The organism is Sporosarcina saromensis, from assembly GCF_033253735.1.
Lineage (GTDB): Bacteria > Bacillota > Bacilli > Bacillales_A > Planococcaceae > Sporosarcina > Sporosarcina saromensis.
Window position 1 is genome coordinate 40,440 of sequence record NZ_JAUBDI010000009.1, and the last position, 16,824, is coordinate 57,263.

Annotated in this window: 17 protein-coding genes; all 17 read right to left on the reverse strand. The window is 38.1% G+C overall.

Going from position 1 to position 16,824, the window contains the following annotated elements:
- Positions 1-10: 10 nt before the first annotated feature.
- Entirely contained in the window at positions 11-697 is a 687-nt protein-coding gene (locus QT711_RS10595; protein ID WP_317944108.1) for a head maturation protease, ClpP-related, read from the reverse strand.
- Positions 666-1,949, reverse strand: coding sequence for a phage portal protein (locus tag QT711_RS10600; protein WP_317944109.1), 1,284 nt, complete (start codon positions 1,947-1,949; stop codon positions 666-668). Before QT711_RS10600 ends, QT711_RS10595 begins: the two co-directional genes overlap by 32 nt.
- Positions 1,950-1,970: 21 nt before the next feature.
- Positions 1,971-3,569 carry a terminase large subunit gene (locus tag QT711_RS10605; RefSeq protein ID WP_317944238.1) on the reverse strand — a complete coding sequence of 533 codons (1,599 nt, stop codon included), beginning with the start codon at positions 3,567-3,569 and terminating at the stop codon, positions 1,971-1,973.
- 144 nt (positions 3,570-3,713) lie between these two features.
- A complete protein-coding gene (locus QT711_RS10610) occupies positions 3,714-4,160 on the reverse strand; it encodes a DUF5412 family protein (protein WP_317944110.1) in 447 nt (148 codons plus the stop codon).
- 331 nt (positions 4,161-4,491) lie between these two features.
- On the reverse strand, positions 4,492-4,974 hold the full coding sequence (locus QT711_RS10615; protein ID WP_450097599.1) for a gamma-glutamylcyclotransferase family protein: 483 nt from the start codon (positions 4,972-4,974) through the stop codon (positions 4,492-4,494).
- A 45-nt stretch (positions 4,975-5,019) separates the two neighbouring features.
- The gene (locus tag QT711_RS10620) at positions 5,020-5,919 is read right to left on the reverse strand and encodes an amidoligase family protein (RefSeq protein ID WP_317944112.1); all 900 of its coding nucleotides are present in this window, start codon (positions 5,917-5,919) and stop codon (positions 5,020-5,022) included.
- Between the two features lie 103 nt (positions 5,920-6,022).
- Entirely contained in the window at positions 6,023-6,250 is a 228-nt protein-coding gene (locus QT711_RS10625) for a DUF4314 domain-containing protein (RefSeq protein WP_257455549.1), read from the reverse strand.
- A complete protein-coding gene (locus QT711_RS10630) occupies positions 6,247-6,897 on the reverse strand; it encodes a virulence protein (protein WP_317944113.1) in 651 nt (216 codons plus the stop codon). The genes QT711_RS10625 and QT711_RS10630 overlap by 4 nt, the downstream gene beginning before the upstream one ends.
- Before the next feature lie 90 nt (positions 6,898-6,987).
- Positions 6,988-8,493: a DNA cytosine methyltransferase gene (locus QT711_RS10635; RefSeq protein WP_317944115.1), complete on the reverse strand. Its 1,506-nt coding sequence runs from the start codon at positions 8,491-8,493 to the stop codon at positions 6,988-6,990.
- Entirely contained in the window at positions 8,480-9,718 is a 1,239-nt protein-coding gene (locus QT711_RS10640) for a site-specific DNA-methyltransferase (protein ID WP_317944117.1), read from the reverse strand. Before QT711_RS10640 ends, QT711_RS10635 begins: the two co-directional genes overlap by 14 nt.
- Entirely contained in the window at positions 9,699-10,874 is a 1,176-nt protein-coding gene (gene metK / locus QT711_RS10645; RefSeq protein WP_317944119.1) for a methionine adenosyltransferase, read from the reverse strand. The genes QT711_RS10640 and metK overlap by 20 nt, the downstream gene beginning before the upstream one ends.
- An 18-nt stretch (positions 10,875-10,892) precedes the next feature.
- The gene (locus QT711_RS10650) at positions 10,893-11,444 is read right to left on the reverse strand and encodes a P27 family phage terminase small subunit (protein WP_061114380.1); all 552 of its coding nucleotides are present in this window, start codon (positions 11,442-11,444) and stop codon (positions 10,893-10,895) included.
- A 105-nt stretch (positions 11,445-11,549) separates the two neighbouring features.
- The gene (locus tag QT711_RS10655; RefSeq protein ID WP_120021212.1) at positions 11,550-11,915 is read right to left on the reverse strand and encodes an HNH endonuclease; all 366 of its coding nucleotides are present in this window, start codon (positions 11,913-11,915) and stop codon (positions 11,550-11,552) included.
- A gap of 214 nt (positions 11,916-12,129) precedes the next feature.
- Complete coding sequence (locus tag QT711_RS10660; protein WP_317944121.1) at positions 12,130-12,588, reverse strand: hypothetical protein; 459 nt, start codon at positions 12,586-12,588, stop codon at positions 12,130-12,132.
- Complete coding sequence (locus QT711_RS10665; RefSeq protein ID WP_317944122.1) at positions 12,585-13,943, reverse strand: DEAD/DEAH box helicase; 1,359 nt, start codon at positions 13,941-13,943, stop codon at positions 12,585-12,587. Before QT711_RS10665 ends, QT711_RS10660 begins: the two co-directional genes overlap by 4 nt.
- Positions 13,924-14,205, reverse strand: coding sequence for a VRR-NUC domain-containing protein (locus tag QT711_RS10670; RefSeq protein ID WP_317944123.1), 282 nt, complete (start codon positions 14,203-14,205; stop codon positions 13,924-13,926). Before QT711_RS10670 ends, QT711_RS10665 begins: the two co-directional genes overlap by 20 nt.
- Positions 14,206-14,464: 259 nt before the next feature.
- Entirely contained in the window at positions 14,465-16,810 is a 2,346-nt protein-coding gene (locus QT711_RS10675) for a virulence-associated E family protein (RefSeq protein ID WP_317944124.1), read from the reverse strand.
- Positions 16,811-16,824 lie beyond the last annotated feature (14 nt).

Genomic DNA, 16,824 nt, shown 5'->3' on the forward strand with positions numbered 1-16,824 from the left:
TGGTTTCCTCCTAATATTTCAATAAATTAAGCCGCTCATAAAGCGGATCAACCGATTGACCTTTTTGTGGTTTTTGTATCTTGTTTATTAATGAATTTGTTACTGCTCGTCTACTAAAAACAAAGCTGTTCTCAGGTTGATTTTCATCTTTACCATTTGCGAACATAATGGCATCCGCAAATCCGAGTTCAATTGCTTTATGGGCATTAAGCCACGTTTCAGCATCCATTAATTCGGATAGTTTATTTCTTGATAAACTTGTTTTAATTTCATATGCGTTAATAATGCTTTCTTTTACTTCGTCAAGCATATGCACCGTCTTTTTCATTTCTTCACTATCACCAATTGCGACAGTAAATGGATTATGAATCATCATTAGGGACGTTGGTGACATTTGAATTTCAGTGCCTGCCATCGCAATCACAGATGCTGCCGATGCGGCAATCCCATCAATTTTGACAGTGACATCACCTGGATATTCCATCAACATGTTGTAAATTTGCGCAGCTGCAATACAATCACCCCCTGGCGAATTAATCCAAACTTCAATATCGCCTTTGCCTTGCACGAGTTCTTCCCTAAAGGCAGATGGTGTGACTTCATCATCAAACCAACTCTCCTCTGCTATTGCCCCATATAAATGAAGGGTTCGTTCATCAGTTTCATTATTCTTTGTCCAGTTCCAAAATTTCTTCATCTTCGGTTTCCTCCTTTTCATATTTCTTTGCAAACACACCTGCGTCTTGGAGTTTCGTCATATTCCCATTGATTAAATATAAATCTCCCCCAAGTTCATCCGGTATCCGGTCTAAATTCTCAAGTTCACGAATGTCATTAGCACTCATCCAGCCATTTTGCCTTGCTGTTGCATAGCCGCTCATTCGTGAGGCATAATCACCTCTAAGCAATCCATCCACATTAAATTTCACAAAATATGCTTTCTTTTCACTTTTAGTAAACAATGAACGACTAATTGCTTGTTCCCATCGAATAACCCATGGATCAAGTGTGTATTTAACGAATTCTAACGATTGTTGCTCTATATTAGAAAAGCTCGATTTCTCCAAATCACCGACCATATGTGGCGGCACCCGGAAAATTCGAGCAATCTCGTTAATTTGAAATTTTCGTGTTTCTAGAAATTGTGCTTGATCGGGCGCAATTGCAATTTGTTGATATTTCATACCTTCTTCTAATACAGCTACTCGGTGGGCATTACTTGAACCTTGATAAGCTTTATTCCAGCTATCTTTTACCCTTTGTGGGTCTTTAATTGTTCCTGGATGTTCTAAGACTCCACCTGGCGCTGCTCCATTGGCAAAAAATTTTGCTCCATATTCTTCAGTAGCCATTGCCAGACCGACTGCATTTTTTGCCATAGCAATTGGTGAATATCCAACTAAACCATCAAAACCAAGTCCAGGTATGTGAAGAACATCTTCAGCTTTTAATGCAACAGTTGTCTTCTCTGAACCACTCATTTCATCAAATGTTTTTGTGTATAAATAATATAAATTACCTCTAGCATCTCTTTCGACTGACATTTTATTTGGCATGAGTGGATAAAGCGCAATGACTTCACCTTTTCCATTTCGAATAATTTGTGCATACGCATTTCCCCATAATAAAAGATGAGTCATTAATGTTTCTCTAAACACAAATGAACTCATCTCAGGATTTGGTTCGTCATGAAGTAAAAAATATAAGGTATGGGATATTGCTTTTTCCTTACCACCTGTTTCTGTGTATCTATATAAATGCAGCGGTAAACCAGCCACTGCTTCAGCTAATATCCGTACACAAGAATATACTGCAGTCATTTGCATCGCTGTAAATTCATTGACTGCTTTTCCACTACTAGAGTTTCCAAAGAAGAAACTATAATTGCTCCCAAATGAATAGTTTTGTGGTTTGTCCCTTGCTTTAAACAAATTTGTAATCCACCGCATATGAATATCACCTCCTCAACGTTAGAAGACAATTAATCCCCTATCATCATAAACAGAATCACTTGTTCCGCTTCTTCTTATTGCTCGGTCAAGTGCCATAATTGTTGCCACCGCACCATCAATTTTTTCCGTTGATTTTTCCTTATCCGGTTTAATGTTTCCAGCTGGATCCGTTCGAACGTGAATGTTATCCATCATCCAACGTAAAACTGGCTGTCCACCATGCGCAAGCTTTTCTTCTAATGTTAACTTCATCAATTCCTTTGATGATGGGCTCATATCTTTAAACCCTTGTCCAAAAGGCACTACTGTAAATCCTAATCCTTCGAGGTTTTGTGTCATTTGAACTGCTCCCCAACGGTCAAAGGCAATTTCCTTAATGTTGTATTTCTTCCCTAACTCTTCGATAAACTTTTCAATATAAGCATAATGAACAACGTTTCCTTCTGTAGTTTGCATATGTCCTTGTTGCTCCCACACATCATACGGCACTCTGTCTCTATCCACACGTTGTCTAATATTTTCTTCTGGTATCCAAAAGTATGGCAATATCACATATTTATCATCTTCATATTCTGGTGGAAAGATTAAAACAAATGCTGTGATATCTGTTGTCGATGATAAGTCTAAACCCGCATAGCACTCTCTTCCAATTAAACTTTCGGGATCAACTGGCAAACTACATCTATCCCACTTTTCCATTGGCATCCATCTGACAGATTGCTTTACCCACTGATTCAGTCGTAACTGCCTAAACAAGTTCTCCTCAGCTGGATTTTGTTTCGCACTTTCACACGCTTGTTCAACTTTCTCAATATCTACTGTAATTCCTAGTGATGGGTTGGCCTTCTTCCAAACTTCAGGGTCTGTCCAATCATCATCTTCCTCTGCACCATAGATAACAGGATAAAAAGTAGGGTCTATTTTTCTTCCTTCAAGTACATCTTTTGCTTTCTGATGTACTTCGTAACATATTGAATGTTGGTCATTTCCTGCAGTAGTGATTAAAAAGTACAGTGGTTGTTTCCTTGCGTCCCCTGAACCATGTGTCATAACATCATATAACCTTCGATTAGGTTGCGCATGAAGTTCGTCAAATACAACCCCATGAACGTTCAATCCATGTTTTGTATAAGCCTCCGCAGATAACACTTGATAGAAACTACCCAATGGTTTATAAATCAATCGCTTTTGTGAAAGGACTGGTTTAAATCGTGCCTTAAGTGCGGGTGATTGTTCTACCATGTCGACAGCAACGTCAAATACAATCGATGCTTGTTGCCTATCCGCAGCACATCCATACACTTCTCCACCATGTTCAAAATCACCACATGTTAAAAGTAAGGCAACCGCAGCGGCAAGTTCTGACTTTCCTTGTTTCTTAGCTATCTCAATATAGGCAGTATTAAACTGTCGATAGCCGTTAGGCTTCATCGTCCCAAATACATCTCGAATAATCTGCTCCTGCCAATCTATCAAGTCAAAGTTTTTTCCAAACCATTCACCCTTTGTATGCTTTAAACAATTAATAAAGTTTACCGCCATATCAGCAGCATCTTTGTCATAATACGATTGTTCAGCTTTAAAAATTGTTGGCTTATACACTTCTAGTTTTCTAATTACCACCACCTCCCATAAAACAATCTTAAAAAACTAAGTGTATTTATAAAATTTTTGCACGACAAAAAAGCCCAGATTGCTATCTGAGCTTAAGACATCTATTTAAATGTTCAACAATCGCGCCCGTTAGTACAACAAGAAAATTTAGTTTTGATAACAATTTTCATACTCGTCTCTCATTATCCAACTATCACAAGCTCTTCCTTTTTCATCATAAATTTCTTTCCCAATTAGTAACTCTATATTTCTTTCAGAATTTGGATATTCAGGACCTTCATCATTTCTTATATAGATAGTGTTATCATCTTTCCACTCCATAGCAAAATTGCTTTTGCCATCGCTATAATAGATAGTTCTAACTTTGCTATTCTCATTATTGGTGATTTCCACCCATACATAAGCTCCACCAGCTGCACCGCCATAATTTTTATAATAAGAGTCAGCCGTAAATTGTCCATTTGGAGAATCAACAGGTCCTTTGTAATATGTACCTTGACCAAGACTACCAAACGTAAAGAAATATTTTTTATATCCAATTAGCAATAAAATTGCTATAAAAATTAGTATGAGTATTTTATATCGCTTTCTCAAATAATCACCCTTTTTTGGTTAATAAAATTCATCAATATTTGTAGACATCAAGTATTCATTGTTGAACTAAATGGCCCGATAATTAAAAAATGGAGCGCTTCGTTATTGCATTAAAGCGCCCGATTCTTGAATGGCTTAGTCATCGTTTTTTAGAAATGGTAAATATGGACCCAAAGTTAAAAATACGATTAAGCCAAATACTGAAATAGAAATTAACAGTTCCATAGTAAAACCTCGCTTAAAATATAGTCATCACAAGTATGCTACAAAATGGCCCGTTTGCTGAACATTTAACTTTGTTTATATCTTATCATAATTATTCGTATTCGAGCTAATCATACCTTCCTCCGTTAGATTCGTTTTCTAATGTAGCACCATCTTTTTCATATGAATATTCAACAGCCTTACGTAAGTATTCAGTATCAAATCCTGCACTTTTATATCCTTCTAGAATAGTTGAATAATAATAACAGCTTGGTTGTTCAAGCGGTCTGCCTTCATTCATAATATAGACCATGGCATTTACTGTCTTTTTATCAACTTTAACTTTGATTGTTTCTTTTCTATAAAGATGTGGCCATCCTTCATAACGATCAAGTGCTTTTTCGTCATTGGGCGTAATCTGCCACACAAGGACCGGAACACTTTCTCCCTTGCATGGTTCAACCGTTGCAACAGCATGCGCGTGTGGCCCCCTAAAAGTGAGTTTGTGGTCCTTTATTTCACTTGTTCCTACTACCTTTGCAGTTGGACATCTGTTTGCCATTTGCTCTAGATTTAAATTTGATCCGTAAGCAATATATAATTTACTCATCATTTCAATCCTTTCACATTTTACTTTAGAATGATTCCGAGTGGCTTATCCTACCCGGAATCTCCATGCTGCTGAGCCTGACAAAGGCTTGGTTAAGTGTGCCCTACAGTTTGCGAACTCTTCTCCAATCAATCCGATTCGATTGAGGTATGTTCGCATGGCAAATTTTTCATTTTCAACTTGCGGTTTTTTCGATGAAGCGCTTTTCTGTGTTAATGCTTGATTGTTGATTGCTAGGGATAAAACGATGAAGCTTCTTATTTTCCCTGCGTGAAGGACACTGTTAAAGCCACGTAATTCAACCGTTCGGTTTCTTCTGAAAAAGCTATGTAGATTTAAGAAATGGTATCGACTATTGTGGTAGTGTCTACTTCTGCTTTCGCCATAGCCTTCATACCAAATGTCCTCAATTTCTCGCATCGTCTTTGGCTTTTTTCGGTTCATCTTTTCAACCAAAATGTCATCCATCCGTTTGCAATAACGCATTCTCTCATTCTTGATTTCTAGTGCTTTGTAAAATAAGTCGTTTCTACTTGCGATGATGTTTACAAAGTTTCTTATGCTTCTTGGAGTATGTGGACTCCCATCCAAGTGAATGTGAATGCCGCATGATGAATTTGTAAAGGCTCCCGCTTTCCGTATCATTCGAACAAGCTCCTGTAAAGTATCAATGTCTTTTCGGTAGGTTAGAATTGGGCTTACAATTTCAACACTATAATCTCTGTTTGCATTAACCCTTCTACCGCTTCGACTAACTTGCGTCCGAATACTTCCGTCATAAACAAATTCCCATATCCGTCCGTCTGGAGCCTTCACTTTCTTTACATCGTAATATGTTCCACCTTCGATGTATTCGCCTTCAAGAAACTTTGCGGCTACCTTCGCTGCCTTTTCTCTTGTGATTCCTGTAAATTCAATTTCAATTCCAAATTTTGCGTTTAACATTTTATCATCCCCTTTTAGAGTGTATGTGTGTTTTTGTTACATACATATATCACTCTAAAAGCCTTATATAGCAAGTGTTATCTACACTTTTTTGAATGTATTTTTATTGTTCGATGATTAGACACTTATCGACGCCAAATACAATCCCGAGTGAACTTCCTTTATCCCATTTAATGTGTATCGTTCCTATATCATCAACATAGGAAACTATTCCTTCATCACCTGGAATTAAATTTGAATATGGATCATCCATTTCAATCAAACGTACCCTTGTTCCAGGCTGATATTGTTTTTTTAACTTGGTCAGCGATTCTTTCGTTATATTGTTCATGAAGCCTCCACCATCTTTTTCGTTCTTTTAAATGAAGAATCACCTGACAGTTTTGACATCAAGAGCTTTCTGTCGGCTTTATATTCATCGCCTATAAAATTCAGTTTTAACAGGAAGCATCGAAATGCATATTTTTCGTTTTCTACTTGTTTTTCAACTGCCGTCACTCGTTTTTGCTTCAGAGCTGTTTCGCATAATGCGACAATGAATTTTGTGTATGTTTCTAGTTCCTCGGATGTCAATTCTCTCTCAAACCATGGAAAGCTTATACGATCGTCCTCTAGTTCAATTTTAGTTGTTTTAATAGCTAGTGCTCGTTTAATTAGTGTACTTTTACTTTGGATTAACTTTTCTAAGTTCTCTATTGTTTGTTCATCGAAAGAATCCAACGGGTATTCAATGGAAAGTGTATAAGTTTCCGTTTGCTCATCCCGCTCTGCTTCAAAGTTATATTTACTTTTTAATGCATGGATTAACTCGTCTTTAGTTGGGCCTTCCAATGTTCCAACCCTATCAACTACATACTCTCCAATCTCGTAAACAAAGCTTGGTGTTCCTTTATACTCAAAAGGAATATTCAAATGTTCGCTTATTGCTTCCACTAACTTTTTCCGTTCTTTTCCCTTCACATTAAATTTTACAATCATTTTTTATTCCACCTTTCAATTTTGGTACATACATATATCACTCTAAAAGGTGTTTATATCAAGTGTTTTGAACAGATTCCATCTGACTTCCTAATCTTTATTTAATTGTATGGCAATTCCAGTTAAAACATATATAACACAAGGAAGTGCGACGCCATTTCCCCACATTTTATATTCAGCTGTATCAGAATGTGGTTGACTTAACCATTTGATAATTTGCTTTCGAGTTTTAGGTCGCTTATTTTTACTAATCAATTGTCGGTGCGTTTCCCACACTTTCTCCCAAAAGTTAATCTCTTCATCCGATGGGTTGTCTTCACTTAAGTTATCGCACCATCCATCTGGGAAACCTTGCAATCTACCACATTCGGTAGGTGTAAGTCTTCTCACAATTAAATCTTCAACATTTACAAGTGGGGGATCCTTATAATCAGTAGCAACAAGCGTACTAGCGAGTTCTTTTTCGGCACTTGTAAAATGTGAATTTTTACTAGATGAATAGGTTGATTGTTTTCCTTTTCTTAATTCATCTTTACTACTCACAATTGCAATTCCGCCTTGATTACTGTTCGGTGAGTTGCCTGATGTATCTATTGTTCTTGACACATCACTTTCATAAATATTTGCTCGAACGTTAACCGTTCCTTCAGATGTCAAACGAATATCAAAGGTTCTCGGTTTCTCTAAAACAAATGGCTGATTGTTTCCACCAGTTCCATATAACGACACAACGGTCTGCGCAACATCAACCGGTCCTTTAATTCTTGCATCCCTTCCATGGTTATCGAATACAAGTGGTGGATGATTTGATTTTGCTCGTAAAGTTGCTGTTACCCCTTTGGTTACATCCATTCGGCTACCACCTTGGTCATTTAAGCAGATATTGCTTGTTTCTCTAGCACTTTTTGAAGTATCTCCGGTAGTTTCTTGCCCCGTTTTTTTGCTCTGCGTAAAATGCCCTCGCAAGCTCTCTGACTCAAATAGTATTTCGGATGCACTTCTTCCATTAAAATCTGCGACAAGAAAGATTCGTTTTCTTCGCTGGGGTACTCCCCAATATTGCGCATCAAGGACTCTCCAGGCAATTGAGTAGTTATCTCCCAACACTTCACCTGCATTTTCCCATTTATCTGGTTTAGGGATATCAACTTTCTCGACCTTGACCTTACAGAATTCCTCGATGACACTTTTGAAGTCTTCTCCTTTATTTGAGGAGAAGGCTCCACAGACATTTTCCCACACTGCGTATCTTGGATATTCACCATTTGTTTTACACCTCATTTCCTTTATAATTCGCATCGCTTCATAAAATAAAGAGGACTGACTTCCGTCTAGTCCTGCTCGTTTTCCTGCAATTGATAAATCCGTACATGGTGAACCAAACGTTATAACATCGACTGGTTCAATTTCAGCTCCATTAATTGAACTAATGTCCCCTAAATGTTTCATTTGAGGAATTCGTTTTGATGTAACACGAATTGGAAATGGTTCAACTTCAGATGCCCACTTTGGTTCAATTCCGCAAATGATACCCGCAAGAGAAAACCCACCTGAACCATCAAAAAGCGAACCTAAGGTAAGTTTACGCACTTTCACTCACCTCAAGTTCGCTATAAGCAATCCTTTTATTATTTCGAATGACATACACATCTTCATTTGTTCCAACTTGTTCAATGTATCTCTTCGCAATCACATCACAGAACTTTTCGTCTAATTCAATCATGTAACATATTCGGTCGGTTTGTTCCGATGCGATTAAAGTTGAACCAGATCCACCAAACGGGTCAAGTACAATACTGTTTGTTAAACTTGAATTCATGATTGGATAAGCGATTAAGGCAATTGGTTTCATCGTTGGATGATCGGCATTTCGTTTTGGTTTATCAAATTCCCAAATGGTCGATTGTTTCCTATCTGAATACCAACGGTGCCTACCTTTCTTTTTCCAACCAAATAATATCGGTTCGTGTTTCCACTGATAAGGTGAGCGACCAAGTACAAGCGATTGCTTCTTCCAGATACAAGTTCCAGATAAATAAAAACCAGCTTCTTCAAATGCTCTGCGGAAATTAAGTCCTTCTGTATCCGCATGAAACACATAAATACTGCCATCTTTCGCAAGTGCATCTTCCGTGTTCGTAAAAGCATCCAATAGAAACTGGTAAAATGTATCATTTTCCATATTATCATTTTTAATTTTCCCCGCACTGCCTTCATAATCAACATTATAAGGTGGATCAGTGACAACCAAGTTTGCTTTTTTATTCCCCATTAACTTATCAAAAGTTTCTTTTTTCGTACTATCTCCACATACAAGTCGGTGTCTACCTAAAATCCATACATCACCTTGCATTGTTATTGGTGGATTTTGAAGTTCTTCATCAACATCAAAGTCATCATCTTCTACTCCATCTCGAAGTGTATCTTTAAACAAATCATCAATTTCAGCTGCATCAAAACCTGTAAGTGAAACATCAAAGTCTGCCGCATCTAAATCCGTCATAAGTACAGCTAGTTTTTCTTTATCCCAATCACCGCTAATTTTATTTAAAGCAACGTTTAATGCTTTCTCTTTTTCTTCGTCTAATTCGACCACGACACATTCGACTTCAGTTCTTCCCATACTTGCTAGAACTTTCAATCGTTGATGTCCACCAACTACTCTTCCAGTTGTTTTATTCCAAATGACGGGATCAACATATCCAAACTCTTCAAGTGACCGTTTAATTTTTTCATATTCACTATCGCCAGGTTGTAAATCTTTTCTCGGATTATAATCGGCGGGAATAAGTTGTTCAACTTTAATCTTCTCTATTATCATATTTACTCACCGCCTGATTAAATTCTTTATACCTTTTCACATCTTCCCATGGAAATAACCAGCTATCAAAATGTCCGTACACCGCTGTGTCTGCATAGTGAATATCTCGTAATTGTAAATACTCGATAATTGCTGCGGGTTTTAAATTGAATACATCAAGTGCTGCTTGTTCAAGTATTGAATCAGAAACATTTCCCGTCCCAAATGTATTTATTGAAAATGCGACAGGATTTGCCTTTCCTATGGCATATGAAATACTTACTTCACATTTGTCTGCGTAATCACACCACACGATATGCTTGGCAATATGCCTTGCCATATAAGCACCGCTTCTGTCGACTTTTGTCGGATCCTTTCCTGAAAATGCCCCGCCACCATGTGCGGTAAAACCACCATAGGTATCAACCATCAGTTTTCTTCCAGTTAATCCTGTATCAGCTGTTGGTCCTCCGACAACAAATCGTCCTGACGGATTGATTAAAATATTTGTATCTTCATCAAACGGGAAGTCTTCAAAAACCTGCCATAAAACATCTTCAATAATATCCTGTTCAATTTCTGCTTGTCTTTTATAAGCCTGATGTTGAACAGATACAACAATTGTTTTAACTCTGACTGGTTGATTATTTTTATATTCAATCGTGACCTGTGCTTTCCCATCTGGAAAATAGCCTTTAATAATTTTTCCTTTGCGCACTTTATCTAATCGCTTTACTATTTTATGTGAAAGGACTAATGGTAAAGGCAACATTTCCTTTGTTTCATTTGTCGCATAACCATACATTGTTCCTTGGTCACCTGCGCCAATTGTTCCGTAAGGCTCTTTGATTCTCTGACGAGCTTCAAGTGCTGTATCTACCGCTTGTGCAATATCTGTACTTTGTTTCTGTAAATATACAGATATTTTAAAATCTGTAGGTTTGTAACCTACATCAACTAATACACTTTTTACAACATCTTTAAGATTAAGTTTTTCGCTACAGGAGATTTCGCCCGCCACGATGATTCTTCCTTTTGTCGCAAGCACTTCACATGCCACACGTGAAGCTTTGTCTTTTGTTAAACAAGCATCCAAAATACTATCTGATATTAAATCACAAAGTTTATCCGGATGACCCGCACATACACTTTCAGCTGTTAAATATTTAATCGTCATCACATTACCTCGTTTCAGTTATTTGCCTTTACGCATCGTTAATAAGCGCTCCATCATATCGTCTTGTGGATTCGCACCAATAAATTCTGTTGCACTGTTTTCTCTTATAATTTGATAAATTTCAAGCCAGAGTCGATTGGTTTGTGTCATAAAGTTTTGACTCATAGCAACATACGGGCTTTGCATAGCATTTCCCGTTGTTGGATGTTTTGCTAAAAAGCCAAACTCTGTCACAGCCGCCTCGCACTGCATCCATCTTGCTGCACTCATTGCGTACCTCTCCAAAAGTTGCGGCATGATTAAATGAGCACAGTCCCTTTCATTTAACCAATTCCACGTTTCTTCATAAATTTCCGCCGCTTCAAGAGTGGAACCATCCTTTTCTGTGGCAGATAGCATCTCCCTTGGCGGTGGCATTTCTTGTCCTTGAAGGTCAGGCGCATGTGTAAATTCGAGCACTTCTAATTTTCGTCTACCTGGATTTCCATCTTCTAATTTTTCATATAATGGCTTTCTTTTACGTCCAGAACCAACCCGAGCACCGCCCCTATTCGTACCATCCTTGGCCATTTCAACACCTCATTTCTTCTCGCCCCCTATATACCCTGTTTGAAATCGCGACTTTTTGCGTGACGTTCCCCGCCCGTTGTCCACATGATAAGCTGTAGAGATTGATTACCCCCTACCCCTTCGCCAACGATCGCCATCTCGTGCGGTAATCGATGAGTGACAGGGTGTGCAAACAGACATCAGATTGCTTTCGTCATGCGTTCCACCACGTGACAGCGGTAGGATGTGATGTACTTCTTGCACTGGAGTTAGCTTCCCGTTTCGCTTACACTCCTCGCAGAGCGGGTTCTTTGCAACATAACGGTCACGTATCCTTTTCCAGGCACGTCCGTATCGCTTTGCGGTGTTTGGATCACGTTGATACCTTTCATATCTTCTCGCCTCAGCCTTCCGGTGTTCATCACAAAAGCGTTCATGCGTTAACTCAGGACATCCTGGCTGTGAGCAAGGTCGCTTTGGTTTTCTCGGCATAACTTTCACCTCCAAACAAAAAAGCCCCCGCAGGATTTCTCCCACGAAGGCTCTCAATATTTTGTCTATATTAATACCATAACATGCTAAATGTCAAAAAGCGTCCGCAATATTACTCACTTGAATATTCAAAGGTCCATTTTGTTTCTCTTTGATACTTTTTCCATACTACCACTATAACCTGCGTAATGTCTAAATGCATCCGTGATTTTACTCACTTGCCATAAAGCAGTAGTGTCAACCTATCCAACGCTCTATTCTTTTTGTTGTAGGCGGATGACCTTTCAATCTTAAAGTAATCACAAATCGTATGCACAGCATCGGTTCGTCTTTGATCTTCCACCATATAAAATTCATACAGAACAAACTGTTCATCATCAGTTAACTCATCCCAAGCAGGCTGGAACCAATTCATATATTCGATGGCTTGTCTTAACCTTTCTTTTAGCACATCAATTTTATCGATGCTATAAGCAATACGGTTTTCATTTGCTTTTGGATTGTGTACAGACGGCATGCCATCATTCACCGGTGCACTTGGGGACAATATTCCATCATGAAGGATTGCGATATCGTCATCAGTATTATCGATAATGTGTTTCATACTATTATAATCTTTTATTACATCAATCGTTGCTGCTCGTTTATCTAGGTAGTGCCATACAATATTCATACAGGAATTCCCCCTTTTAATGTTGCCTTCACCGCATCAATGAGTGCTGACTGCGTATTATTCTTTTTATTTAAAGCATCCATCACTCGTTCGTCCATTGTATCTTTTGCGATTAAATGATGGATAATCACTGTGTCTGTTTGTCCTTGCCTGTACAATCTTGCATTTGTTTGTTGATAAAGCTCCAAACTCCAAGTTAGTCCAAACCATACGAGTGTTGAACCACCCGCTTGTAAATTTAAACCATGTCCTGCGGATGCTGGATGGATTGCTGCAATTTGAATCTTTCCTCCGTTCCATTTCTTAATCGAATCACTACTTGTTAAAACTTCTACTTTAAACCGTTTTTGTATTCGGAGAAGGTCATGTTTAAACCAATAAGCAATTAATACAGGTTTACCGTTTGCCGCTTCAATGATATCTTCTAACTTCTCAAGTTTTCGGTCATGTATTTGAGTAACAGAACCGTTATCATCGTAAACTGCACCATTTGCCATTTGTAAAAGTTTATTTGATAGTGCCGCCGCGTTTGAAGCGGTTATGTCCTCACCTTTTATCGTTGTAATCAAATCACGTTTCATGACATCAAGCGTTTCTTTTTCTTTCATGTTTAACGAAACAGGAACTTCATTCATGATTAAATCGGGTAGTTTTAAATAGTCCGTCCCTTTCATGCTGATAGTGATATCGCTTATTTTTTCATAGATGGATTCTTCAGCACCTGGTTTTGGTTTATAAGAAAAAATCATATGTTGATTTCTTTTGTCAGGTTCGAAGTATGATTCTCTGAAACGTCCGATGAATTTCCCTAATCTTTCACCCATATCAAGTAATCGGTACTCCGCCCATAAGTCCATTAAGCCATTCGATGAAGGTGTTCCTGTTAAACCAACTATTCTTTTAATGTTAGGTCTCACTTTCATCAAACTTTTAAAGCGTTTTGATTGATGAGATTTAAACGAAGATAATTCATCAATAACGACCATATCAAAATTAAAATCGATACCACTTCTAGCAATCAACCATTCTACATTTTCTCGGTTAATGATATAAATGTGCGCGTCTGAATATAATGCTTCTAAGCGCTCTTTTTCTGTTCCAACAGCAACTGCATAAGTTAATCCTTTCAGGTGACTCCATTTTTCAATTTCTTCTGGCCATGTATTTCTAGCAACTCTGAGCGGTGCGATTACTAAAACTCTGTTGACTTCAAATCGTTCTAACATTAATTCGTAAATAGCAGTCAATGTAATAACACTTTTACCTAGACCCATTTCAAGGAATATTGCTGATATAGGATTTTCTATAATAAAGTTTGTTGCAAACTCCTGATATTTATGTGGCTTGAATTTCATCCAACATCCCTCCAATACTTTCAGGATCATCTAGACAAAAGACGATAAAACCTAATGATTCTAACTGCTGTTTTCTTTTCTGCTGAAGCGGTCTGAGTTTATTTCCTGGGGCTTTCACTTCAATAAAGCCAATTTTCCCGTTTGGCAGTAACACTAACCGATCTGGCAATCCATCAAAACCTGGAGATGTAAGTTTAATAGATAAACCCTTCTTATTTCTAACTGCTTCACTTAACTTTAATTCGATCGTTTTTTCCCGCATTCCAAACTCTCCTGTTCCAAACATTTTTAAACTTTCTTACGCGCGTATATGCGTATTTGCGTGATTTCATCCTATATTCTTATATTTTCCTAATATCATATTTTTCTTGGAACATTGGAACAAGTTTTTCACAAACCCTTATACGACATAGGTTAATTGCTGTTCCTAACTATGTGACGAACTTCTTTTATTTTGTTCCAGGAACATAATATTCTGTTCCAATGTGATGTTTTTGTTCCAAACTCGATTTTTTGGAACGTCACTTTTTTAATTCATACACCCACTGCGTTCCGTAAATGGGAAGTCTCTTTTTCTTTGATAAACCTGTCCAGCCACCAATGCTGGCCATAATGGTTGATATTTCGTTACCATCTATCCGTCTTAAATTGGAACGTTCCTTTTGGAAACATTCGCACCAAATCTCCATATTAGAAACATGCTCCCGTTTCCAAACACCTTGTTTTGGACTATCACCAAATTCAGTGCCATTGATAAATGCTCTACGTTCAAATAAGTCCATATCGTCCCAATCATCAGGAAGTAGCGTTTCTAAATATTCACGAACCAACCCTTCTCGCTCGTCCGATTCCATCGCCATTCGCTGTTCTTCTTTTGCTAACTGATCAATATCATGCTCCAAGTACAGCTTTTCACCTTGCTTCACGTATTCGAGTGTTTCTGCCCATATTTGCAGCACTTCTTCTTCAGTAACTTCCCACGATTTCTTTACTCCATCACCTGGGGTTTTCACAGGCCAAAATCGTCTGTTACCTGTCGTATCTCTTAAATAACCTTTTTCAGCATTAGTTGTTCCAAAGAATACACACTGTCTTAGGTGCGGTGTAACTCTTTTAGCAAAACTCGCTCGATAAATGTCGTTTTGTCGTGAAAGGAAACTCCTCAGTGTTTCTACTTCTGCTTTTTTAAGTCCAGCAAGTTCTCCGATTTCAATGATCCAGTAACCTTGTAATTTCTCAGCAGCTGTCTTATCTTTTGTGTCCGATAAACTTAAGCTGTCCGAAAACCATTCACCACCAAGCCTTGCAATAAGCGTACTTTTCCCGACTCCTTGAGGTCCGTTTAAAACGAGCATTGAATCAAATTTAATGCCAGGTTTGAGAACTCTAGATATTGCCGCACATAATGTTTTCCTTGTTACAGCACGAACATATGGATTATCATCCGCTCCTAAATAATCAATTAATAACGTATCGACTCGTGGCACTTTATCCCACTCGGGCAATTCATCAAGATAATCACGAATCGGATGATACGACCTATCATCAGCTACTTTCGCAATTGCGACATCATAATTTCTAGCTGAAAACGTTCCATAGTGCGTATCGATATAACTAACTAACTGAGCATCATCCGCATCCCGCCAATATTTAGATGGGTGCGACCAAGGAACAGGACTAACAATCTCCAAGTTGTCTGATAGCTCATTAAAAACAATACCTTGAAGGTTTTCATCATGTTCCAATATTAAGGTAAGATTTCTAAGTGTATTTTTAACTGCGCCTGTTTTATCAAGCTCAAGCTGTCCCTCCCAGTCATCTTCCGTAAACTCGATTTCTGCTTGTTCTTTTCGTTCTTCTGCAAACTGCACCTTTACCTGCTCATCCTTTAAAGCAAACTCAGTCATAGCCTTAAAGGATGGAAGTTTTGTTACTGCGGTTGAATAAGATGTTTTATCATCTAAATCTTGAAACAAATGTAATCGAACTAGGTCAAATGCATTGAGTAAGTTCCCTGAAGCAGGATCTGTTGCATGATGGCTATAGGCAAACTTTCCGTTATATACAACGACCCCTGCAGACGAATCAGCTGGTATATAATCAAATCTTCCTTCCATCAAACTTGGTTCATACACATGCGACAAAAAACTATCAATGGCTTCTTCGATAGAATAAGCCCTACAAAAAGCGCCAATAATACCATCCTTCTCTAGAGGATCAGCCTGTCTTTTAATATTCCTTTGTACAACTTCGGATTGCCTTGATGATACTGGCCATGTTGTCGTATCACGCCAATCGTCATATTTCGACAAATAGAAATCAGGATCTAATAACTCACCATCTTTTTGCTCGAAAATGAATTCACCATTTGACGGTGTCGATGGCCAATACATTAACCTTGAAGGTTCGTATGTCGTGTCATCAAAGTAATCAATACCGATTTCTTTTGCGACCATTCTTGCTACTGCTGGATATTCATCTTCCGAAACATCACGTTTAAACGGAATAATTAGACGTAGCCTTGGTTTTTCAGGAGTGTGTTTATGTGTTGAATATACGCAGCATTTAAAATCATAAAGAAGTTCAATTTGATCCCAAATACCAGGTACTGCGTAGTCCATATCTAGAGTAAGAAGTGAACGAGACAAAACATGTCCGTTCCTTCTTTTCCCCTGCTTTAAAGCACCGCCAACAAAGCCACCAACATCCTTTGTTGCATCTTGTTTTGCACGATTCATTTTTCTATATTCATCTACCGTTTCAGTTGTACGGATGGTCTGATTTACAAGATTAATAAACTCGTCCCATGTTACATCTTTGTTCTTCCACTTTCTGTCCATTCGACTATTTCCGACAGCTATTTTCATATTGATTACCTCCA